21 protein-coding genes are annotated in these 22952 nt (G+C 55.0%); 6 read left to right on the top strand and 15 right to left on the bottom strand.

Going from position 1 to position 22952, the window contains the following annotated elements; genetic code table 11:
• Window positions 1-64 precede the first annotated feature (64 nt).
• Window positions 65-304: a DUF2093 domain-containing protein gene (locus tag IB237_RS02945; protein WP_192487100.1), complete on the top strand. Its 240-nt coding sequence runs from the start codon at window positions 65-67 to the stop codon at window positions 302-304.
• A gap of 6 nt (window positions 305-310) precedes the next feature.
• Here IB237_RS02945 and lpxK read toward each other — a convergent pair whose 3' ends face one another.
• The 9 genes from lpxK to IB237_RS02900 all read right to left on the bottom strand — a co-directional run bounded on the left by lpxK (window position 311) and on the right by IB237_RS02900 (window position 10104).
• Complete coding sequence (lpxK, locus tag IB237_RS02940; RefSeq protein WP_192487099.1) at window positions 311-1339, bottom strand: tetraacyldisaccharide 4'-kinase; 1029 nt, start codon at window positions 1337-1339, stop codon at window positions 311-313.
• Window positions 1340-1440: 101 nt separating this feature from the next.
• Entirely contained in the window at window positions 1441-2166 is a 726-nt protein-coding gene (locus tag IB237_RS02935) for an HAD family hydrolase (protein ID WP_371815223.1), read from the bottom strand.
• A gap of 132 nt (window positions 2167-2298) precedes the next feature.
• Window positions 2299-3618: a lipid IV(A) 3-deoxy-D-manno-octulosonic acid transferase gene (waaA, locus tag IB237_RS02930; protein ID WP_192487098.1), complete on the bottom strand. Its 1320-nt coding sequence runs from the start codon at window positions 3616-3618 to the stop codon at window positions 2299-2301.
• A 225-nt stretch (window positions 3619-3843) separates the two neighbouring features.
• Window positions 3844-4083 (bottom strand): DUF4170 domain-containing protein, encoded by a 240-nt coding sequence (locus IB237_RS02925; protein WP_192487097.1) that lies wholly within the window; start codon window positions 4081-4083, stop codon window positions 3844-3846.
• Window positions 4084-4161: 78 nt separating this feature from the next.
• Window positions 4162-4944, bottom strand: a complete 783-nt coding sequence (locus IB237_RS02920; RefSeq protein ID WP_192487096.1) for a 3'(2'),5'-bisphosphate nucleotidase CysQ — start codon at window positions 4942-4944, stop codon at window positions 4162-4164.
• 27 nt (window positions 4945-4971) lie between these two features.
• Complete coding sequence (locus tag IB237_RS02915) at window positions 4972-6321, bottom strand: TldD/PmbA family protein (protein WP_192487095.1); 1350 nt, start codon at window positions 6319-6321, stop codon at window positions 4972-4974.
• Between the two features lie 128 nt (window positions 6322-6449).
• Entirely contained in the window at window positions 6450-7361 is a 912-nt protein-coding gene (locus IB237_RS02910) for a patatin-like phospholipase family protein (protein WP_371815222.1), read from the bottom strand.
• 63 nt (window positions 7362-7424) lie between these two features.
• The gene (gene rsmD / locus IB237_RS02905) at window positions 7425-7982 is read right to left on the bottom strand and encodes a 16S rRNA (guanine(966)-N(2))-methyltransferase RsmD (RefSeq protein WP_192487094.1); all 558 of its coding nucleotides are present in this window, start codon (window positions 7980-7982) and stop codon (window positions 7425-7427) included.
• Window positions 7963-10104 carry a pseudouridine synthase gene (locus tag IB237_RS02900; RefSeq protein ID WP_192487093.1) on the bottom strand — a complete coding sequence of 714 codons (2142 nt, stop codon included), beginning with the start codon at window positions 10102-10104 and terminating at the stop codon, window positions 7963-7965. Before IB237_RS02900 ends, rsmD begins: the two co-directional genes overlap by 20 nt.
• Before the next feature lie 70 nt (window positions 10105-10174).
• Here IB237_RS02900 and IB237_RS02895 point away from each other — a divergent pair, with 70 nt between their 5' ends.
• A complete protein-coding gene (locus IB237_RS02895; protein ID WP_192487092.1) occupies window positions 10175-10630 on the top strand; it encodes a nucleoside deaminase in 456 nt (151 codons plus the stop codon).
• Window positions 10631-10688: 58 nt separating this feature from the next.
• Here the strand turns inward: IB237_RS02895 and IB237_RS02890 are convergent, their stop codons facing one another.
• The 5 genes from IB237_RS02890 to chrA all read right to left on the bottom strand — a co-directional run bounded on the left by IB237_RS02890 (window position 10689) and on the right by chrA (window position 17988).
• Window positions 10689-11321 carry a hypothetical protein gene (locus tag IB237_RS02890; RefSeq protein ID WP_192487091.1) on the bottom strand — a complete coding sequence of 211 codons (633 nt, stop codon included), beginning with the start codon at window positions 11319-11321 and terminating at the stop codon, window positions 10689-10691.
• Between the two features lie 129 nt (window positions 11322-11450).
• Window positions 11451-14354: an isoleucine--tRNA ligase gene (gene ileS, locus IB237_RS02885; RefSeq protein ID WP_192487090.1), complete on the bottom strand. Its 2904-nt coding sequence runs from the start codon at window positions 14352-14354 to the stop codon at window positions 11451-11453.
• A gap of 330 nt (window positions 14355-14684) precedes the next feature.
• Window positions 14685-15665 (bottom strand): bifunctional riboflavin kinase/FAD synthetase, encoded by a 981-nt coding sequence (locus IB237_RS02880; RefSeq protein ID WP_192487089.1) that lies wholly within the window; start codon window positions 15663-15665, stop codon window positions 14685-14687.
• A 16-nt stretch (window positions 15666-15681) separates the two neighbouring features.
• Window positions 15682-16530: a TIGR01459 family HAD-type hydrolase gene (locus IB237_RS02875; protein ID WP_192487088.1), complete on the bottom strand. Its 849-nt coding sequence runs from the start codon at window positions 16528-16530 to the stop codon at window positions 15682-15684.
• 105 nt (window positions 16531-16635) lie between these two features.
• Entirely contained in the window at window positions 16636-17988 is a 1353-nt protein-coding gene (gene chrA, locus IB237_RS02870) for a chromate efflux transporter (RefSeq protein WP_192487087.1), read from the bottom strand.
• A gap of 166 nt (window positions 17989-18154) precedes the next feature.
• Between chrA and groES the strand changes: the two genes are divergently transcribed.
• The 3 genes from groES to IB237_RS02855 all read left to right on the top strand — a co-directional run bounded on the left by groES (window position 18155) and on the right by IB237_RS02855 (window position 21526).
• Window positions 18155-18451 carry a co-chaperone GroES gene (groES, locus tag IB237_RS02865; RefSeq protein ID WP_027673890.1) on the top strand — a complete coding sequence of 99 codons (297 nt, stop codon included), beginning with the start codon at window positions 18155-18157 and terminating at the stop codon, window positions 18449-18451.
• A 73-nt stretch (window positions 18452-18524) separates the two neighbouring features.
• Entirely contained in the window at window positions 18525-20162 is a 1638-nt protein-coding gene (groL, locus tag IB237_RS02860; protein ID WP_192487086.1) for a chaperonin GroEL, read from the top strand.
• Between the two features lie 917 nt (window positions 20163-21079).
• The gene (locus IB237_RS02855; protein WP_192487085.1) at window positions 21080-21526 is read left to right on the top strand and encodes a hypothetical protein; all 447 of its coding nucleotides are present in this window, start codon (window positions 21080-21082) and stop codon (window positions 21524-21526) included.
• Between the two features lie 51 nt (window positions 21527-21577).
• Here the strand turns inward: IB237_RS02855 and IB237_RS02850 are convergent, their stop codons facing one another.
• Window positions 21578-22279, bottom strand: a complete 702-nt coding sequence (locus IB237_RS02850; protein WP_192487084.1) for a glutathione binding-like protein — start codon at window positions 22277-22279, stop codon at window positions 21578-21580.
• A gap of 218 nt (window positions 22280-22497) precedes the next feature.
• Between IB237_RS02850 and IB237_RS02845 the strand changes: the two genes are divergently transcribed.
• Entirely contained in the window at window positions 22498-22938 is a 441-nt protein-coding gene (locus tag IB237_RS02845) for a DoxX family protein (protein ID WP_192487083.1), read from the top strand.
• Window positions 22939-22952 lie beyond the last annotated feature (14 nt).

The raw sequence follows: 22952 nt of genomic DNA, 5'->3' as shown, positions 1-22952 counted from the left end.
GATAGAGATGATCGGGCCTGCAATTGGCAGTGCTTGACCTCACGAAATTGAATGGAGACAGCGGATGAACCGGTTTGAAGGCAGCGGCAGCCGCGAAGCAAAGATCAAATATCTGGATGGTGATTTTCAAATCGTCACCAATGGATCTTATGTGACCTGCGCCATGACAGGGCAGCAGATCCCCGTCGATGAACTGCGTTACTGGAGCGTTGCGCGACAGGAACCGTATGTCGATGCCGCTGCATCGCTGGAAGCAGACAAGATTGCAGGCATTTTGCCGAACCAGAAGCGCCCGACGGCCTGATTATCGTCAGTTGCCCTTGAGCACACGCGTGCGGCAGTTCTCGATTGCCGCACGAATGATATCGGAAGCCGTGTTTGGGTCATCAAACACCATTTCGATTTCAATGACTTGGCTCCGCTGCAGCAACTCTTCTGCCTTGCCGTGAACACCCCTCAAACGCACGAAGTCCTTGGCGGTCGTGACCAGTTGCAGCTGCTGTTTGTCAGCGAGCGCCAGCAGATCGGAAATCTCATCCTCTTCGAACGTATGGTGATCGCTGAACGAGCGACGCTCGATGATATTGCCACCGAGACTTTCGACCGTTCTGTAAAATTTATCTGGATCTGCGATACCGGCATAGGCCAGCACCCGTTTGCCGACAAAATCAGGCGGCACGACCGGCTGAATGGCTGAGACATAGATTGTCTTGCCCGCCCTTGCCGCTTTGCGAACCAGCGGGTCGGCGGCGTCACCAGCGCCAACCTTGAGAATGGCGGAAAGCTGTTGCATCTGTTCCTGGATTGGCGCACGCACCGGCCCTGATGGCACAAGGCAACCATTGCCAATGCCGCGCACGCTATCGACCACCACAAGTGCATAATCCAGCGTCAGACGAGCGCTTTGAAAACCGTCATCCATGATGATGACATCGGCACCTGCCTCCACCAGACGACGTGCACCTTCGATTCGCCGTCGTGAGATGACCGTCATGGCGTGGCTGACCAGCAAAAGCGGTTCGTCACCAACATCGGCGGCGCGATGATGCGGTTCGACTAGCGTCGTGACATCCAGCGTTCCACCGTATCCACGGCTGAGGAAGCCAGGTTTCAACCCGTTTTCGACCGCAGCTTTGGCAATTGCGATGGCGGTGGGCGTCTTGCCGGCACCACCGACCGTAAAGTTACCGATGCAGATCACCGGAACAGGCACGGATGGCCGGTTCTCGCGGCGCATTCTTTTACCGGCAATCCAACCATAAACCCACGAAACGGGTTTGAGTGCATATGCCTGCCAGCCCGGTTTTTTCCACCAGAAAGGCGGCGCTTCCGAAATCATCTCTCGCTCCTGCCGAATACGCTGTCTGCCAATATCCGATTGAAACGATAAAATATACTAAAGTGGCAAAACGTTAGCCCGTCCTACTGTTTAAAGCGCGGTTAGATTGCAGCCCGTTGCGGCAAAAGCGGCTCTAGCGCGGTGATATCGGACAGGCAATAGTCGCTGTCGTCACTGAGGCTTTGCGGCGAGCCAGTTCCGGTGAGAACGGCAACCTTCAAGGCCGCCCCGGCGCTTTTTGCCATATGCAGATCATGATTATTGTCACCGACCACGGCAACCTGCGACGGCGACAGTTTTACCGCCTCACAGAAACCGAGCACCATACCCGGCTGTGGTTTGGTACCAAATCCACTGTCATAACCGGCAATAAAATCAATGTGCTCTTCAAAACCGAAACGGCGCGCCGTTTCACGGATCGAGCGCTCGTTGTCGCTGGACGCGATACCAATGCGATAACCGCGTTGGCGCAGGCGCTCAAAAAAAGCTCGCAGATCCGTGACCGGAACGGAATGGGCAGCGGCTTCGGTAAACAGCCTGTCCAGACGTTTCGTCAGTTCTTCCTGATCGCAAGGGGAGCCAGCAGCGACCAGACCGGCCGCGATCTCCTGCGTATTGCCGGCCGCCAGCAAGCTATCCGGCATGACCTTTCCGCTGACCGGGTCCATGCCGCAGGCCAACAGCAGCCTGTCTGCCAGTTCAGGATCGTCCATTGAGGCAATGCGGGCCAGTTCCCGGTTTACCGGGCCCCAGCTTGCGTCATAACCCAGCAGGGTTCCGTCCTTGTCGAAGAGGATACCGGCAATCGACTGTGTGTCTTTGTTCACGGGAATGCACCAATTTTAAAACATGTTACCGGAAACCCGACAGCTGTCCCACTGTCAGGCCACAACACATCATCATCATTATGGAACGCAATGTGGATAAATAGGCTTTGATGCGACATGCTTTGGTGGATATCAACCGGCAGCCACATTTCTTGGCATCAGCTTTGCAGTCACGGTCAGCGGTGCGATGTAGGGTTCAAGACCTTTAATCGTCGAGGACAAGGCGCCACGCATTTCCTGAATGACCCGGTCGCCCGCATCCATCATCTTGTAACGTTCATTGTCGTTGACCATCAGATAATGAACGGCCTTGGCCAACATTTCGACGTCACGAATGATACGTCCGCCACCGGCCCGGAGCAGCTTTTGATAGGCCTCACGGAAATTCTGCACATGTGCACCGGATAGCACAGCGCAACCGAGCATGGCCGGTTCCAGCGGGTTCTGACCACCCTCACCGGTCATCGAGCGACCGACAAAGGCGATTTCCGTCAAACGAAGATAGAGCCCCATCTCGCCAATGCTGTCACCGAGGAACACATCCGTTTCCGGCGCAATGACATCGTTGCGGCTGCGACGGGCAACAACCAGCCCCATTTCCTTCAACTGCGCTTCAATGGCGTCGGCACGGTCAGGGTGGCGCGGAACGATAATCGAAAGCTGACCATTGCGCGCCTTGATGGCGTTATGAACGGTGCCGGCAATCTTTTCTTCGCCTTCAAAGGTCGAGATGGCCGCCCAAGTCTTGCGGCTGCCAATCTGCTGACGATAGCGATCCAACAGCTCCTGATCCACTGGCGGTGGATCCGTGTCGCCCTTAAGGTTACCTGAAGTCATCACCGGCCAGGCGCCCAGATCACGGAAGCGCTCGGCATCGAGATCCGACTGCGCGATAACCAGCGACATCTTGTTGAAAATGGTTTCGGCAAAATCGGCATGCGATTGCCACCGGGCGAAGGAACGGTCTGACATGCGGGCATTGACGCGTATTTGCGGAATGTGGGCCTGTTCCAGTTCCATCATCGTCACCGGCCAGACCTCAGACTCCGCCGTGATGGCTGCATCCGGATGCCAATAGCTGATGAAACGTTTTACCGCGATTTTGATATCAAGCGGCACATATTGGTGAATGACGTCGCTACCAAGTCTGGAGCGGCACAGTTCTGCCGACGTCACAGTGCCAGTTGTCAGCAGCACATGAATTTCGCGTTTGCGGATTTCGCGGATCAACGGAATAAGCGCCATCGTCTCGCCGACGCTTGCGGCATGAAACCAGATGAGCGGGCCTCTGGGACGCTCCACGCTGGCATAACCGAAGCGCTCTAGCTTTCGGCTTCGGTCTTCCTTACCCTTGATCGCACGATAGGTAAGGTAGGGACCGGCAAATGGATAGGCTGCCATGCCTGCCAACCGGTAACCGGAAAGTGCCACCCGCGCAATTCGGCTTTTCATGACGGTATGCCTTCAATCCGTGCGCCCAATGGTGCCATCCCCTTGTCAGGTGTTTTCTTGAACTTTCTGTCTTCTCGAAATGCGTCAATAATTGAGCCGACGTGAATCTTTTTGTTCATTTGCGGCAAAAAACTTTGGATCCGGCACGGATGTTTTCACACCCATGCCGTGCGATTCTACGAGATATATTATAGCATAAATCGGGGTCTTTAAGTCTAAAGCCGGTTATTTCGTGGTTTGTGGATCAAGAAGTCTGTGCATATGCACTATAAAGTAGCGCATGTGAGCGTTATCCACAGTCTGCTGCGCCTTTGCTTTCCAAGCTGTAAGTGCAGAGGCATAGTCCGGGAAGATACCAACGATATCTAACCCGTTCAAATCCCGGAATTGCACGTCTTCAAGACTTTCAAGCTCGCCGCCAAAAACGAGGTGCAGAAGTTGTTTTTTTTCACTGGATTCGGTCATTTTCTTTTATCTCTTGCCATGTGATCTGGTCCCTTTCCTGTGCGGGATTTCCGCCCAAAGGTCAACCATTACCTGCCTTCACAAAGCGTTCAGAAGTCCACTAAGCGCCGCTTCGCTGGCAGCACACAATGACGGATGACTGACCACCGGCTTGTTGTAAATGATTGGTGAACCATCGAGGTTCACAAGGCGACCGCCGGCGCATTGCAGGATAAGATCGGCTGCGGCCAAATCCCAATCATGTGAACCTGTGCGTACCAGCGTTCCATCGATACGGCCATCGGCCACCATCGCCAGACGATAGGCGAGCGACGGTACATGTTTAATGCGATTGATAGTCTGAGCGGTGTTTTTCTGTAGATCCGCCATGACATCTTTCGGGGCTGCAATATTGAGCACCGAGGACGGAAATGACACAGTAATCGTCTGCCCGTTTCTTTGGGCGATACCACCTTTAACAGCCAGAAATTCTTCCCCGAGCGCCGGTGCAACAAGAACGCCTGCGACCGGCAGTCCGTCGTGGACGACAGCGACGCTGACGCACCACGTGTCCAGACCAGAGATAAAGGCCCGCGTGCCGTCGACAGGGTCGACAACAAACGCTGTCTTGCGGCTCAGACGATCATGACCGTCTTCGGTCTCCTCCGAAAGCCAGCCGTACTCTGGCCGTGCTGTGCGAAGAACCTTTTCCAGAACAGCGTTCGCCGCATAATCCGCCGCACTGACGGGAGAGCGGCCTTCATTCTTCCACCAGACCTCAGGCTTATTACCGAAGTAACCGAACGCGACCTCACCTGCCTGCCTTGCCGCAGCAAGAATAAGGTCGAGATCGGCCTGCCAGTTGTTTTGCTCTGCCGTCATTGTTTAATCGCTATCTGCTTTGCCGGATCAGCGGCCGGCAAGCGTCATGCCCTCAATGGCCAAAGTGGGCGCTGCCACGCCATATTTGCGGTCGACATCATTGGCTGGAGTGACACGCATGAACATGTCCTTCAGATTGGAAGCAATCGTCACTTCCGATACCGGGAACGACAATCTGCCATTTTCAATCCAGAAGCCGGTTGCTCCACGGCTGTATTCACCCGTGATCATATTGACGCCCTGACCGATCAGTTCTGTCACGTAAAAACCGTTGCCGACGCTGGCGATCAGCTCTTCCGGCGAAACATCTCCTGGTTCCAGCGCCAGATTGGTTGAGGCAGGGCTAACTGTGGTGCCACCACGAACGCCGCGCCCGTTGGTCTCGAAACCGCCAATTTCCTTGGCTGCCGATGTGGACAAGAACCAGTGCTTCAACACGCCGTCCTCGATCATGACAAGACGTTCGCCCCGGACACCTTCGCCATCGAATGGACGGGAAGACGAACCACGCACGATTTGCGGATCATCGGTAATAGACAAACCGCCTTTCAGAACCTGCTGTCCCATCTTGTCACGCAAGAAGCTGGTCTTCCTGGCAACTGAAGCACCATTGATGGCACCGGCGATATGACCGACAAAACCACGCGCCACGCGTGGATCAAAGACAACGGTAACGTTTTTACCCGTATCGACCTGACGCGGATTCAGGCGTTCAACCACCCGTTCACCGGCACGACGACCAATGTCCTGCGCACTGTCGAGATCGGAAAAATACAGGCGGCTGTCGAAATCATAGTCGCGCTCCATCTTCGTTCCTTCGCCAGCGATAACACTGACGGAACGGCTGAAACGGCTGCCCATATAGCTTCCGGCAAACCCATGCGAAGTCACAAGCACAAGACCACCCATGCCGGTGGAGGCGCCAGCGCCGGATGAATTGGAAACACCCTTCACTGCGAGAGCGGCCTCTTCCATGGCCAGGGCTGCTTCCTGCAAGGCAGCAGATGACACTTCGGTCGGATCGAAAAGATCAAGATCGTCATATTGACCAGCAAGGCGTGCTTCGTCCGCCAGGCAGGCGAAGGGATCTTTTGGTGAGACCTTTGCCATGGCGACAGCACGCTCGGCCAAGGTTTTCAGGTCGAAGCCCGGATTGGCAGAAACACTTGCGACCCGGTTGCCGACAAAAACACGCAGGGCGAAATCATCGCTTTCCGAGGACTCGGTATTTTCAACCTTGCCGAGACGCACGCCAACAGAATGGGAGCGGGAACGAACCACAACAGCGTCGGCCTTATCGGCACCTGCCTGTTTTGCAAGGTCCACCAACTGGCTTGCGCGATCGAGGAGAGCGGATGAATTGATTTCAGAGGACATTATTTCGCCTTTCGTTACGCTCCATTTATTGACCGGTGCGCCTATCATCAAGGGTAAAGGGAGAACTCGGTCGCAAAATCAGGCAAAGAACTGAAGCTACTTTCAAAGCTCGCACAGATTTGACGGGATTAAATTCGCCCTTCCCGACGGCGATGGTACAATTCGATCTGCGTTTCGATCTGGCGTTTGAGATCGTCCTTCACGGACGCCGTTTCTGCCAGAACCTCTTCAGCTTTCATAAAATCCATGACGCGAAAACGGTTTACCGGTGGACGCAGGAAGATATGTGGCGGATTGAGCTTCAATTTTGCAGCAATGGCAGAGTGCATCATCAATTGGCTTGCACCAAACAAGCTATCGATACGGCTGGGAATTGTGGTGCCGTCACCTTCCGGTCCGCCCACCACATCGACGCCGATCACAATATCGGCATCATCGAGAAGCGGTTCATAGGGAACGGGATTGAAGATGCCCCCGTCGATCATCACCCGACCGTTGACCCGCACCGGCATGAACAGAGCCGGGATAGCTGATGATGCAGCAAGCGCCGTGCAAATGTGGCCCTCTGTTACCACAGCCTCGCACTGGCCATAATAATCCGTCGTCACCACCTTCAGCGGTGTTGGCAGTTTGTCGAATGTCTTCGGGATTGCCTGGGGCAGCAGGGCATCAAGGATAAGTTCCAGATTAAACTGGCCGAGACGAAAACCATCGACGGGATGGCGCATGGTGGCGGGCCCAAGGCTCCACAGACGGTTTGCCACGCTGCCTTTTTTGCCCATCAGGTCGATCGTATATTGACGGATATCCGCGCCGGTCATTCCGGCGGCATAACCAGCGCCAAAAATCGAGCCGATTGAAGCGCCGGCCACGGCGACTGGCTTCAAGCCAAGCTCATCCAGGGCTTCGATGATGTTGATGTGGCAGATGCCACGCGCGCCACCGCCGCCGAGGGCAATTGCAAATCGTGGTTCGCTATGGGTAAGGGCTGGTTGCGAAGGTGTGTCCTGCATTTCGAGAGCGTCCTTCACAACAACCATTACATTCCCTGTTTTCTCGTCAGAGTGAAAACATCTTCAGGGACATTGCGAACCGCATCATGATTACGGCTCGTAACGATAGAAATGCATCTTCGTATCGCCAAAGGTTCTCTGCTCCAGCGGCTTAAAGACGGGTGCAACGCTGACCATGACATCGCCACGCTCTTCGAGAATGGCCAAAGCACCCGGCACCAGCCAGCCACCCTCGTGCGCGGCAACGAAAGCCTTCTCACCCTGTCCCAGCCCATAGGGGGGGTCAGCGAAAAGTACGTCGAAAGGTTCGATATTGTTGACGCTGCCAAGTTTGGTCGCATCCCGCCGCAGGATACGCGCCCGGCCGTGCAGGCCCAGCGCGTCGATGTTTTCCCAGAGCAGTCCACGGCCTTCAACGCCGTTTTCCACAAAAAGTGCAATACGACAGCCTCGGGACAGTGCCTCAAGGCCGACGGCACCGGTACCAGCAAACACATCGAGAATGCGCGTGCCATCCAGTGCTTCCGGATAGGCATGGCTCAATATGTTGAACAGGCTTTCCCGGGTCCTATCGATTGTCGGGCGAATGCTGTTTGATTTTGGGGCCGCTAAACTACGGCCACGAAACTCACCGCCTACGATCCGCATTCCGTGTCATCCCTTTGCCACCTGAAGACTTGCCGCCGGGTCCCTTGCCAGGACCTTTGCCGCCGGGTTTGCCTCCAGACCCATTACCATCGAATTTGCCGCGTGCGCCGCCTTCGGAACGTTCACCGCGCGGTTTACCAAAACCAGGTTTGCCATCCGGACGTCCGCCGCCAGGTTTGCCACTGCGTGGCTTGTCACCAAATGGTCGTTCGCTGCGTTCACTGCGCTCGCCACGGGCCGGGCGATCACCAAACGGACGGTCCCCGCGTGCCGGGCGCTCAGAACGTTCGCCACGTTCAGTACGATCTCCGCGTGGCGGACGATCGCCATAAGGCTTATCGCCGCGTGGCGGACGATCGCCATAAGGCTTATCGCCGCGTGGTGGACGATCACCGTAAGGCTTATCGCCACGTGGTGGACGGTCACCGTAAGGCTTATCGCCACGTGGTGGACGGTCGCCAAAGGGTCTGTCGCCACGGGCTGGGCGTTCGGAACGTTCACCACGCTCCGGTCTGTCTCTAAAAGAACGCTCTTCGCGCGGGCGGTCCCCAAACGAACGTTCGCCGGCGGGACGATCTCCACGTGGAGGCCGAGCACCAAACGGCTTATCGCCACGGGCTGGTCGATCCGAGCGGTCGCCGAATGGTTTGTCACCCCGTGGTTTGTCACCGCGTGGGCGGTCACCGAATGACCGTTCGCCGCGTGGTCTGTCGCCACGCTCACCACGGCCACGGCCTTGCTCTTCGTCACGCGGTGGAGAATCGGAGCGAATCCACTCACCCTCGGCATCTGCATGGCGCACGACGCTACGGCGTGCTTCTTCCTGTGCAGATGGCTGCTTGAACAGGCTTTCAGCTTCAGCGCGCGCTGATGTCTTGCGTGCCTTGCCATCGCGGGTCGGCCTTGCACCCGGTGCCATCCAGACATTGGCAGTACGGCTGCTGCCCAAAGCAGGACGGGATGGACGGCGATCATCGCCTTCGTTTTCGTCGCGGCCTTTCGCGCCAAATTTCGAACCGGGCTTGGAACCAAATTTCCCGGCGGGCTTGTCAGAACGTTTTGTATCGAGGCGTCCTAGCGAACGTTCACGGTCATCACGCTTGTCGCCGGATCTTGCTGGACGTGAATTCTCATCACCGTCCGAGCGCTTTGCCCACTCACCCTTGGCAGGACGGGCCGCTGGTGCCTCATCGTCTTCTGCACCAGCATTGTCGTTGTAAAGCGGCGCTTCGAAGTTGGCGCCAGCAGCTTCAATCAGGCGTGGACCCAACTGATCGCGCAGCATGCGTCCACGAACTTCCACAACCTTGCCTTCCGGCAGGTCACCCAATTGGAAAGGACCGTAGGAGATACGGATCAGGCGGTTAACTTCCAGACCGAGCGCACCGAGAACGTTCTTGATTTCACGGTTCTTGCCTTCACGCAGACCCATGGTAATCCAGACATTGTGGCCCTGCTTGCGGTCCAGCGTCGCATCAATTGCGCCGTAGAGAACGCCGCCGACGGCAATGCCTTCCTTGAGCTTGTCCAGTTCTGCCTGATCGACCTCACCATGGGCCCGCACGCGGTAACGGCGCAGCCAGCCAGTGGTGGGCAGCTCCAGAACACGAGACAATCCACCGTCATTGGTCAGAAGAAGCAGACCTTCGGTATTGATGTCCAGGCGGCCGATCGACAGAACGCGCGGCAATTCTTCCGGCAGGTTGTCAAACACTGTCGGACGACCTTCAGGATCGAAATTGGTGGTCACCAGACCGGCAGGCTTGTGGTAGAGCCACAGGCGGGTGCGTTCTGCGCCACGGATCGGCACGCCATCCACTTCGATCTGATCGGCAAGTGTTGCATTCACGACCGGCGAATCAAGCTTGACGCCGTTCATTGAAACACGACCTTCCATGATCATGCGCTCGACATCACGTCGCGATGCGACCCCTGCTCGTGCCATGATCTTGGAAATGCGCTCCGGCTTGCCGACCGGCGCGTCTTCAGCTGCGACCTTTGCGGCGGCCGCCTTGTCATAGGACTGTTTTTTCGCCGCCGGCTTGCCTTCTGGCTTGCCAGGCTTGCGATCACGGTCAAATTTCTTGTCACCACCGCGCGTCGGCTTGTCTTTGAATGTCATTTGTTGTTTGCCTGTTGTTTGCCGTGTCCTATCAGGTCAAACGGCCGTGGTTAAGAGGAAATTGCAGACAATGGCGGAAACAATGCATTTCATGGACCTTGCCTTTGCGGCTGCGCAAGAGGCTGGAGAAAAGCAGGAAGTTCCTATTGGCGCTGTGGTCGTCCTCGATGGTTATGTTATTGGCAGTTCCGGAAACCGCACACGTGAACTAAATGATGTCACGGCACATGCCGAAATCATGGCGATCCGCATGGCATGTGAGGCATTGGGGCAGGAACGGCTAAGCGGCGCCGACCTGTATGTGACCCTTGAACCATGCACTATGTGCGCTGCCGCCATATCATTTGCACGTATTCGCAGACTGTATTACGGCGCCGAAGACCCCAAGGGCGGCGGCGTCGACAATGGGGTGCGCTTTTACCAGCAGCCGACCTGCCACCACGCACCCGATGTTTATTCCGGCATAGGCGAAACTTCGTCCTCGCAGCTGCTCAAAGATTTTTTCCAGAGCAAGCGAGAGGATTAAAACGCTGCGATCTCATGCCGTCGCGATAAGGGCAACGGCATGATACCTCAACCGGTCATTATTGGAATGGCATCCACCACTTGCTGCCCTGCTTGGCAGCTGCGGCCTCTTTCTTAAGGCGCTTGGCCTTTTTCTGTTCAGGTTCGCCCAGATCATTCAACTCTTCTTGTGAGGCTGAACGATAGCCGGTTGGCGGGTCTGTCAGGTATTTGCGCTGGCCGTTGACGGCGTTGCCGCCTGAGGCTTCCGCCTTGGCCTTACGGAATGCTTCCCACTTCTGGCTTTCGGTCATCTGGCCATTGGTGCCATTGCCTGCCAGGAGCGGCGAACGGTAGTTCGGGTTGTTCTTGTTGGCTTCCGCCTCTTCACGCAGGCGCTCGCGGGTTTCTTCCGGCGCTTCCACCCATTGCGGGTTGTTTTCGCGGCTGGCAAGAGACTGCTGCGGCTGGTTGAGCTGACGTGTGTTGGCGTTGGCAGGCACAACGAGGCCCGGACGCGGCGTGTATTTCAGATTGCGATTTTCCTGATTGCCGGTCAGCGAAACCGACGAACCCAGATCTTCGACAAGCTGCTCCATAGAGGATTTGCCCGTGCCATAGGTCGGACTGCCGGTACATGCACTCAAGGCCAGGCAAGCGGTGAGAACACCTGCGATACCGCCGGACATGCGTAAACCTTGCATCATCTTCATCGAACCCTTCAAGCCAAGCCAGAACAAAAGACATAGCCAATTTCATTTGGCAATGCTGGGAAAATCCGGCCAATTTCAGGCAGGTTTACCGGATGAAGCACCAAAGTGCAATTCATCCGGTCATTTTCCTTAGTTTACTGCGGCCAATTCACGCAATGCTGCTGCATCACGCGCTGATACGTCAGGATATTCAGGGTCCGAGCCGACATCAGCCGTAATCCGCCAGGACCGTGCGCACTTCTTGCCTTCGGCCAGCTTCTGCTCAACCGAAACCTTCTGTACTTCGTTCAGACGGAAGGCATCAGACGCACCCTCACCCGTCACCACCGAGATGGCAGAGGTGATGCAGATTTCTGCGAAATCCTGGCCTTCAAGTGCCTTTAGCAGTTCCGGATCTGCAATGTGCACAACCGGAGCGGCTTCCAGCGAAGAACCGATACGCTTTTCACGGCGCTCGATTTCAAGCGCGCCGGTGACAACCGTGCGAACCTTGCGGATCTTGTCCCACTTGGCGGCAAGTGCATCATTTTTCCATTCACCCGGCACAGTTGGGAACTGCTCAAGGTGAACCGATTCGCTTTGTGGATAACGCGAGAGCCACGCTTCTTCTGTGGTGAATGGCAGCATTGGCGCCAGCCAGCTCACCAGGCAATCGAACAGCTTGCGGATAACGGCAAGCGATGCACGACGCTTGAGCGAAGACGGAGCGTCGCAATAAAGCGTGTCCTTGCGAACGTCGAAATAGAATGCCGACAATTCGACATTCGAGAAATCGATCAGGGCACGGGCGATCTTCTTGAATTCGAAGGCGTCGTAACCTTCGCGGACAACCTTATCCAGCCCAGCCAGACGGTGCAGCATCAACTGCTCCAGTTCGGGCATGTCGGCATAGGCAATGTCTTCACCGGTGTCGTGCGCCAGCGTACCAAGCATCCAGCGGATGGTGTTACGCAGCTTGCGATAGGCATCGATATTGGTCTGGATGATGGCCTTGCCGAGACGCTGGTCTTCCCAGTAGTCGGTCGTCATAACCCACAGACGCAGGATGTCGGCGCCGGATTCCTTCATGACGTCCTGCGGAGCAACAACGTTCCCAAGCGACTTGGACTGTTTGCGGCCCTGTTCGTCCATGGTGAAACCATGGGTAACGACAGCCTTGTAAGGCGCACGGCCACGCGTTGCGCAGCTTTCCAGCAGCGACGAGTGGAACCAACCGCGATGCTGGTCAGAACCTTCCAGATAAACATCGGCTGGCCATTTCAGGTCAGGGCGATCTTCCAGCGTGAAGGTGTGCGTGCAACCACTGTCAAACCAAACGTCAAGGATATCCATGACCTGATGCCACTTGGAATGATCGTGCTCGCTGCCGAGGAAACGATCCTTGGCGCCATCTGCAAACCACGCATCTGCACCCTCAACCTCGAAAGCTTCAAGGATGCGGGCATTGACGGCGTCGTCCACCAGCACTTCGCCTTGCTCGTCTGCGAAAACAGCGATTGGAACGCCCCAGGCGCGCTGACGCGACAGGACCCAGTCAGGGCGGTTCTCGATCATGGCGCGCAGACGGTTCTGGCCGGACGCAGGCACAAAGCGCGTGTCGTCGATAGCCGAAAGCGAACGCGAGCGCAGCGTGGTGCCGTCACCCAGTTCCTTGTCCATGTAAACAAACCATTGCGGCGTGTTGCGGAAGATAACCGGCTTCTTGGAGCGCCAGCTATGCGGATAGCTATGCTTCAGACGTCCGCGTGCAAACAGGTTATTGCCAGCGATCAACGCCTTGATAACACGATCATTGGCATCACCCTTCTTGCCGTTATCATCCATGACGCGTGCGGGACCGCCTTCAGCCGACGGACCGAAGCCCGGAGCATCCTCGGTGTAAAAACCGTCATCACCAACCGGGAACGGGATTTTGGGCGAGATGCCGCGCGCTTCCAGTTCGCGAACACTGGCCATCCACGCGTCAAAGTCTTCACGACCATGGCTTGGTGCGGTGTGCACAAAACCAGTGCCAGCATCGTCGGTGACGTGATCGCCGTCCAGCAGCGGAACCGCAAAGTCGTAACCCAGGGATGCCAATGGATGGGCGCAGGTGACCGACGCCAACTCCTCCGCCGTGACACCACGCAGCAACTTAAACGTTACCTTGGCTTTGGCGGCAGCGTCATCCGCAAGGCGGGTGGAGAAGATCAGCTTTTCGCCGGGCTGCGGGCCAAAATCATTGGTGGCCGTTTCAACCTCATAAAGACCATATGGGAAACGCGACGAGAACGAGATCGCGCGGTTGCCCGGGATTGTCCAAGGCGTAGTCGTCCAGATGACAACAAAGTTGCCCTTCAGGTCAGCCGGGCCTTCGACAACCGGGAACTTCACCCAGATCATGTCGCTTTCGACATCCGCATATTCGACTTCGGCCTCAGCCAGAGCCGTGCGTTCGACAACCGACCACATGACCGGCTTGGAGCCGCGATAAAGCTGGCCGCTTTTGGCGATCTTCAACAGTTCGCCAGCAATCCGCGCTTCCGCGTGGAAGTTCATGGTCGTGTAAGGGTTTTCAAAATCGCCTTCGATACCGAGACGTTTGAATTCATCCGACTGCTTCGCAATCCAGCCAGATGCAAAATCACGGCATTCCTTACGGAATTCGTTGATCGGAACTTCGTCCTTGTTCTTGCCCTTGGCACGGTACGCTTCTTCGATCTTCCATTCGATCGGCAGACCGTGGCAATCCCAGCCAGGAACGTAGTTGCTGTCGAAACCGCGCATCTGGAACGAGCGCGTGATAACGTCCTTAAGGATTTTGTTCAGTGCGTGGCCGATATGGATATTGCCATTGGCATAGGGAGGGCCATCATGCAGCACGAACTTCTCACGTCCTGCGGCGGAGGCGCGAAGGCGCTTATATAGGCCCATTTCCTGCCAGCGCTTTACTGTTTCTGGCTCTTTTTGCGGTAAACCTGCACGCATCGGGAAATCCGTCTGCGGCAAATAGAGCGTGGAGGAATAGTCTAGTTTTTCTGCGGTGTCGTTCATAACCGTACCGTTACTGAGGCGCCCTCACGGGGTCGCGTCGTATTGATTTTGATAAACAAAAGCGGAAAGCGCCTCGACAAGCGCCAACATCCCGGACCTTCCGGCTGTTACAGCGGGCGGAAGGCCGGGCCAATAATTCGGGATATGAACGTCGACCGATATTGGAACATAGTGCCGGTTCTTTAAGGCGTTTCAGCCCGTTTGAAAAGAGAATAGATGGTGATAGCGTCTCAATAGCCCGCCACCCGCCAAAAAAATGCAACAAAATCGCTCTCTTGCCGTGCAATCAAGCATTGTCCGCCAGCATTTTCCGGCGGATGGCAAGACGTCTCAAAAAGCGATTTTTGCATCCAGTTCGCCCAACGGACGGACACCTGACAGAAGCGCCCTAGCCTCTTCTTCATCGCGCTTGATCTGGGCGACAAGTGGCTCAAGTCCGTCAAACTTCAACTCATCGCGCAGATGACCGAAGAACGATACGGAGCAGGTTTCGCCGTAGAGATCGCCCGAAAAATCGAACACAAAAGTTTCCAGCAGTGCGGCGCCATTTTCCGTGACAGTCGGGCGGTAACCGAAACTCGCCACACCATCATGAAGCGTGCCATCGGCACGACGGAAGCGCACGGCGTAAATGCCGGGTTTCAGTGCAGTCTCGGGAGGAAGCGCCATATTGGCGGTTGGGTAACCCAAGGTGCGGCCAAGTTGCTGGCCTTTGATAACCACTGCCTCAACCGTATAACGATAACCCAGAAGTCCGGCAGCACCGACAACGTCGCCCTGTATCAGCAATGCCCGGACACGACTGGACGATACCACCTCTGCACCTTCATCCCGGAAAGCATCAATCAGCGCGACATCAAAACCGTAACGTTTGCCCGCTTCCATCAGGAATGCCGGCCCGCCTTCACGGCCTTTGCCGAAATGAAAATCAAAACCGGTCACCACTGCACTGGCACCCAACCAGTCCGACAATATGGATTTGACGAACTCATCGGCAGAGCGCTGCGAAAAATCATGGTCGAATGGATATTCGATGACAGACTGGAAACCTTCGGCCTCCAGCAAACGCGCCTTGAGCGACGCTGGGCTCAGACGAAAAACAGGCTCATCCGGTTTGAAAATCGTGCGCGGATGCGGCTCGAACGTCAGTACCAGCGCAGGTACGCCACGCGACCTGGCCAATTCCAGCGCCCGCTCAAGCACAGCCCGATGGCCGCGATGCACGCCATCGAAATTGCCGATGGCAATGACCCCACCGCGAAGATTTTCCGGCAGCGGCTCTTTTTTCTCGTTGCGATGAAACACTGTCATTTCCGCCAATTCCTGTTTACGCCAGACGTGGCATCCACCAGCCAGGCGCCGCACCCTGCCCCTTCAGATAGGCATTGAGCAATGCCTCATCCGTCTGGCCGTTCAGCGTATATTCCGCAGCGTGAATGCCACCGCTTATATAGAGCAATTGCAGACCGTTCGAGAGGGCACCCTTCACATCTGTCGGCATGCCGTCGCCGATTGCCAAAATCCGCTCCTGCGAAAACGGGCCACGAACCTCTTCGGCCGCAGCCAGACAGGCCTGATAGATTGGCGTATGCGGCTTTCCAGCAATACGGACCTCGCCGCCAAGCTGCTCATAATAGGCAGCCATGGCACCTGCACATGGAATGATGCGCTCGCCGCGCTCAACCACCAGATCGGGGTTTGCGCAGATCATTGGTACGGAGCGGGCAATAAAGCCCTTCAACATATCAGTGTAGTCTTCAGGTGTTTCGGTTTCATCATCGAAGAACCCGGTGCAGACGACCGATTCCGCGTCGGCTTCCGGTACGATTTCAACGTCCAGCCCATCGAGCAATGGCAGGTCACGTTCCGGTCCCAGCAGGAAAACCTTGCTTGGGCCCTCGGCGATCAGTCCACGTGTCACGTCGCCTGAGGTGATGATGCGGTCATAGGCGGTATCGGGAATGCCAAGCGCACGCAGTTGCGCAATCACACCGGGCGCCGGGCGCGGAGAATTGGTAATCAGCACCACGGTCTTGCCGACCTTGCGCGCTTCTTCCAAGGCAATGGCCGCATCCGGAAATGCCGAAACGCCGTTGTGCAAAACACCCCATACATCAGACAGAATGACGTCGAACTGCGTGGTAATGTCGCCAAGAGTGGTTATGCGGTGGGCCATGAGTACTTTCCGGGTAAAAGACAATTGAGGCTGACATTGCAAAGCGCAACGTTGATGGCAAGAAAAAAAGCCACCGGATTGAAAGGCAAGTTGACGTTACGGCAGTTAACCGCCAACCCACAAACGGACAAAACCGGCGGTGATACACAGCACTAGGACCGGCACCATGCCGAGCTTGAAGCGAAACAGCATCAGTGCTGAGGCCACAAACAGTGCAAGCGCAACCGGATCCAGCGTGCTCCACACCGGCACTGACAGGTTGAGATTGATGACAGGGACAAGCGCGATACGCTCGACATCACGAAACAGCACATGCAGGCCAAACCAGACAGAAAGATTGAGAATGACACCAACAACAGCAGCGGTGATTGCTGACAAGGCGGCTGAAAGCTTGCGGTTGTGGCGCGCACTTTCCACGTAAGGTGCACCAAGAAAAATGAAAATAAAGCTGGGCACGAAGGTTGCCCATGCCGCAACACTTGCCCCCATGACACCTGCCAAAAGCGGATCAAGCAGACCGGGATTTCTGAACGCTGCGAGAAAACCGATGTAAGACAGTACCAGCACCAGCGGACCAGGCGTCGCCTCCGAGAGGGCCAGACCATCAAGCATTTCACCTGCTGTCATCCAGCCGTGTGTTTCTACAGCAATCTGAGCCACATAGGCCAGCACTGCATAGGCACCACCAAAGGTCACAACGGCCATCTTTGAGAAGAAGGTTTGCAATTGCGCCAGGGTTTCAGGTGCCGCAAAAATCCAGATCAAGGCAAAGGGGATTTGCCAGATAGCAAGACCACACAGCAGGCCGACCGCTCTTTTGTGCAAAGGCGGCACGTCGATCTTTGGCGCGCATCCTAAAGAAGGTGATTGCTCACCGGCTGCACTGGAGGTCATGGCTCTTCGCGCCACAAACCAACCGACAGCGCCGGCAATCAGGATCACCAACGGGAATGGCAGACCAAACAGAAACAGAGAAATGAACGCTGCGCCAGCGATATACACAAGAGACCGACTGACAAGGGCACGTTTTGCCACCCGCAGCATTGCTTCAATGATGATGGCGAGAACGCCAGCTTTCAGACCTGACAACAATGCTGGCAGCCAGTGGGTATCCTGATAAAGCGCGTAAGCTGCCGCTAGCGCCACGATGACGATAAAGCCGGGCACAATAAAAAGTGTTCCGGCAATGATGCCCCCGCGCCTTCCATGTAAAAGCCAACCGCAATAGGTGGCAAGTTGTTGTGCTTCTGGACCGGGCAGCACCATGCAATAATTCAAAGCATGCAGAAACCGCTCTTCAGAGATCCAGCGGCGTTCATCAACCAAGATACGGTGCATCATGCCGATCTGACCCGCCGGACCGCCAAAGCTAAGCAGGCCGATCCGGGCAAAGGTCGCAGTCAACTCAAAAAATGAGGGGCGGGTAGTCGGAATGTCGGGGCGCAAAAAATCTGTCATGCAGACGCAGTAACCATTTTACATGAAATTTTTCCGACAGGCCGTCCTTGACTCGTACAGGTAGCCTGCTTATCTCCGTCTCGCTGGCACTCACATACAGGGAGTGCTAACACTATCCAGATGGATCACAAGATCCATGAATGTCATTTGATCGAGGGATTAGACAATGGCAAGCACAACTTTCCGCCCGCTTCACGACCGCGTTGTCGTTCGTCGCGTTGAGTCCGAAGCAAAGACCAAGGGCGGCATCATCATTCCTGATACCGCCAAGGAAAAGCCACAGGAAGGCGAAATCGTCGCCGTCGGTTCCGGCGCTCGTGACGAGTCCGGCAAGGTCGTCGCTCTCGACGTCAAGGCTGGCGACCGCGTTCTGTTCGGCAAGTGGTCCGGCACCGAAGTCAAGCTCGACGGTGAAGACCTTCTGATCATGAAGGAATCCGACATTATGGGTATCATCGGCTAATCTGCCGAACCCGTCGTTTCCTTAAATTTTAAGCCGGACACCGTCCGGCAATTCGAAACCAGGAGTTTTGAAAATGGCAGCTAAAGAAGTAAAATTCGGCCGCAGCGCACGCGAAAAGATGCTGCGCGGCGTAGACATTCTTGCAGACGCAGTGAAGGTAACTCTCGGCCCTAAGGGTCGTAATGTTGTTATCGACAAGTCCTTCGGCGCACCACGCATCACCAAGGACGGCGTTTCAGTCGCCAAGGAAATCGAACTGGAAGACAAGTTCGAGAACATGGGCGCACAGCTCGTTCGCGAAGTTGCATCCAAGACCAACGACATTGCAGGTGACGGCACCACCACCGCTACCGTTCTGGCGCAGGCTATCGTTCGCGAAGGCGCGAAGGCTGTTGCAGCTGGCATGAACCCAATGGACCTGAAGCGCGGTATCGACCTCGCTGTTGCAGAAGTCGTCAAGGACCTGCAGGCAAAGGCAAAGAAGATCAACACGTCCGAAGAAGTTGCACAGGTCGGTACGATCTCTGCAAACGGCGAACGTCAGATCGGTCTCGACATTGCTGAAGCAATGCAGAAGGTTGGCAACGAAGGTGTTATCACCGTTGAAGAAGCCAAGACTGCTGAAACCGAACTCGAAGTCGTTGAAGGCATGCAGTTCGACCGCGGTTACCTGTCCCCTTACTTCGTAACCAACCCAGAAAAGATGATTGCGGACCTCGAAGACGCATACATCCTTCTCCACGAAAAGAAGCTTTCGAACCTGCAGGCTATGCTGCCAGTGCTCGAAGCTGTTGTTCAGACCGGCAAGCCACTCGTCATCATCGCTGAAGACGTAGAAGGCGAAGCTCTTGCTACGCTCGTCGTCAACAAGCTGCGTGGCGGCCTGAAGATCGCTGCTGTTAAGGCTCCTGGCTTCGGCGACCGCCGCAAGGCTATGCTCGAAGACATCGCCATCCTGACCGGTGGTACAGTGATCTCCGAAGACCTCGGCATCAAGCTCGAAAACGTTACGCTCGACATGCTCGGCAAGGCGAAGAAGGTTTCGATCTCCAAGGAAAACACAACGATCGTAGACGGCTCCGGCCAGAAGTCCGACATCGAAGGCCGCGTTGCCCAGATCAAGGCTCAGATCGAAGAAACTTCTTCTGACTACGACCGCGAAAAGCTGCAGGAACGTCTTGCTAAGCTCGCTGGCGGCGTTGCTGTTATCCGCGTTGGCGGTTCGACAGAAGTTGAAGTTAAGGAAAAGAAGGATCGCATCGACGACGCTCTCAACGCGACGCGCGCTGCTGTTCAGGAAGGTATCGTACCAGGCGGCGGCGTTGCCCTGCTGCGTTCTTCCACGAAGATCACTGTCAAGGGTGAGAACGACGATCAGGAAGCTGGCGTGAACATCGTTCGCCGCGCTCTGCAGGCTCTGGTTCGCCAGATCGCTGACAACGCAGGTGACGAAGCTTCTATCGTTGTTGGCAAGATCCTTGAAAAGAACGAAGACAACTATGGCTACAACGCTCAGACTGGCGAATACGGCGACCTGATCGCTCTCGGCATCGTTGACCCTGTTAAGGTTGTTCGTACGGCTCTGCAGAACGCAGCTTCGGTTGCTTCCCTGCTGATCACCACTGAAGCCATGATTGCTGAACTGCCAAAGAAGGATGCTCCGGCTCTTCCAGGCGGCGGCATGGGCGGTATGGGCGGTATGGACTTCTAATCAGTCCTACTCGTTTCGTATACGAAAGGGCGATCTTCGGATCGCCCTTTTTTTGTTTGCGCCAATACTCGTCTTGTAACGTTAATGCGCGTGGTTAAAAAAAACGGTCAGCACACAGGTCTTATCGTTTTTGCCAATTGGAATGTGAGATCGGGCCTTTTTGAGCGCCCGGCGCCTTTACAACTTCGCACCCTTCACAGTTTTGCCTCAGACCTCAGCAAAACAGTTTTGACGGCAGTCACTATTTTATGTTTCAAATGCCGTTTGCAACAAATTAGAAATACAAAATTATCTAATATGAATCATTATGGGACAGCATTGATGTTAGAAAATACTTGTTGCGGCAGAAAAATAGAGTATGAGGACTTTCTTCTTCCGTCCCTGAGCTTACCGGATGGTAGATGCTGACAGACGAACACCCTTGAAAACCCAGCAAATTGTCGTATTTTCGAGTTATCGCGGAAAAAACATAGTATGTGATGTTTTTTAGCAAAAATGCATTGCCGTTTAAAAAAAAGAAACTATAAATCCTGCGCGAACAGCAGATATTTACAACTCTAAGATAAAAATTCAGAGCGCGTCTAAAACAAAAAGCATTTATCAAGACTCGCCGACATTCGTATGAGTGAATACTTTGCGCATTCGCAATATTCACGATTTCAGGTTTCTCATGATGAGCAACCAGCATCGCAATGCCACATGCTTCAGCGAAAAACGCAATCTGAAGTGTGTCACGCGCAAGTGTACCGGAACTTTGCGATAATGATAAGTATAACAACAACTTAAACTACGCCAGCAAATCGGGTTCATCGCGACGTGTTTGAGTATGGGAATTGTTAAAGTGCCATTTTGCATTCCAATATCGTCAGGTACGAGAGACCTGCGAATGCATTCCGGCATAAAATTCGGGGACTACTGTGTTTAAGATTTCGCGAAACAACAATGCCGAATTTTCCCCTTCATGGAGCCACGAGGACCATGGAATTTTTTCGCAGCTCTGCGTTTCGGAGAAATGGACCGGCAACCTGTCAAACGGCATCATTGAACTTGGCAGCCTGTCGTCGTCACTTCATGGTCTTGAAGGTAAAGAATGCGGCTTGCTTAGCCTGATGCGTTGTTATGATCCCCATGATCGCGCCAGCATTCTGGCCCTGTTCGAGCAAGCTTCTATGGCTGCATCACGCTTTTGTTTCACAACAACGGTGAAAATAGACGGCAACAAACGCCAACCAGTGTTCTGTGCAGGCGAATCTCGCGGCCAAGAAGAGCGTTTTTACGGCAGCATAACCGGCCTCTTCATGTTCCCACGCTTTCAGGTGCCTGTTGGTCAGAATGCATTTTATTCGACCCGTTTTGCGCAATAAGCTCCAACCGATATAGGGTATGGGACCCTGGAAGGGCAAACCAGCCCTTTCCTAGGCCGGAACTTTTAGCCCCTTTATGCTGGCAGGGCGAGATTCTGCTTTATGGTGCCACGCTGCAACAGCGGGATAACGTTCCAGTTCCAAAGCCTCCCTCGCCCCGTAATGGACTTCCAGACCCCGCACCCAAGGAAATGTCGCGATGTCGGCGATCGAATAGTCATCACCTGCCAGCCATTGATTGTGCTCCAGCCATTTTTCCAAAACACTCAGCAGGCGCTGGGTTTCTTCACGATAACGGTCCGTCGCGTATGGATTATTGGCGACCTTGTCGGAGGCATACTTGAAGAAGTGGCCAAACTGGCCGAACATCGGGCCGACCCCACCAACCTGAAAAAAAAGCCATTGTATCGCAAGATACCGCTTCTCCGGATCGCGGGGCAAAAGTTTCCCAGTCTTTTCAGCGAGATACAGCAGGATAGCACCGGACTCAAAAATACCAATGGGCCGTTTGTTTGGCCCATGTGGATCTATGATTGCGGGTATGCGACCGTTGGGATTGAGCGACAAAAACTCCATCGATTTCTGGACATTGGTTCCTATATCGATCTTGTGAACCTCATAGGGTAGCCCCAATTCCTCCAAGGCAATTGCAACCTTCACGCCGTTGGGCGTGGCAAGTGAATAAAGCTGTATGATGTCTGGATTGGTGGCCGGCCATTGCGTGGTCACAGGAAAAGCAGAAAGATCGATCACGGCACATCTCCTCGGTCGTTATGAGACTGTATGCGCATTGCAAATATTTTAATGCTTGCAATTAAACCCGAAAGTCATCGTTTCGGATCTCTATTGTTCATCAATAGCGAACAAATCGTCTTTGTTCGTCTATCTTTCGTAAACAGACAAACTGATCCAAATATGGTTGCAGAATTCAGCATCACACACAATCGCCTACACGGCGCATGGAGCCTTATATGTCTGCAACAAATTCCAACACCAACAGCCTGATCTTGCTTGGCGCACGCGTACTTCTTGCCGCCATGTTCCTGCTCGCAGGTTTTCCTAAACTCATCGATCCATCTGGCACCGCTGGCATGATCGCCGGCGCTGGCCTGCCTGCCGCAACCGCGCTTGCTTACATTGCCGGCATCTTTGAAGTCGTTTCCGGTCTTGCTATCCTTCTCGGTTTCCAAACGAAGATCGCAGCGTTTGCTCTCGCACTCTTCTGCTTGTTCACCGCATTCGTCTTCCATAATGGCCCGATTGTTGTCCCCGACTTTCCTGAAGGCGCAAACAACCTCCTGACCATGTTCAACGGCTTGATCTTCTGGAAAAATATTGCGGTCGCAGGTGGTTTCCTCGGCCTGGCAGCAGTTGGCGCTGGTGCCTATTCCATCGATGGTCGTCGCGGCTAATAAGCCCTTCCTGG

The sequence above is a fragment of the Agrobacterium sp. AGB01 genome (genome assembly GCF_014851585.1).
Taxonomy (GTDB): domain Bacteria; phylum Pseudomonadota; class Alphaproteobacteria; order Rhizobiales; family Rhizobiaceae; genus Agrobacterium.
Note: the sequence above shows the minus strand (reverse complement) of the source record. Positions and strands in the feature narration are given on the sequence as shown.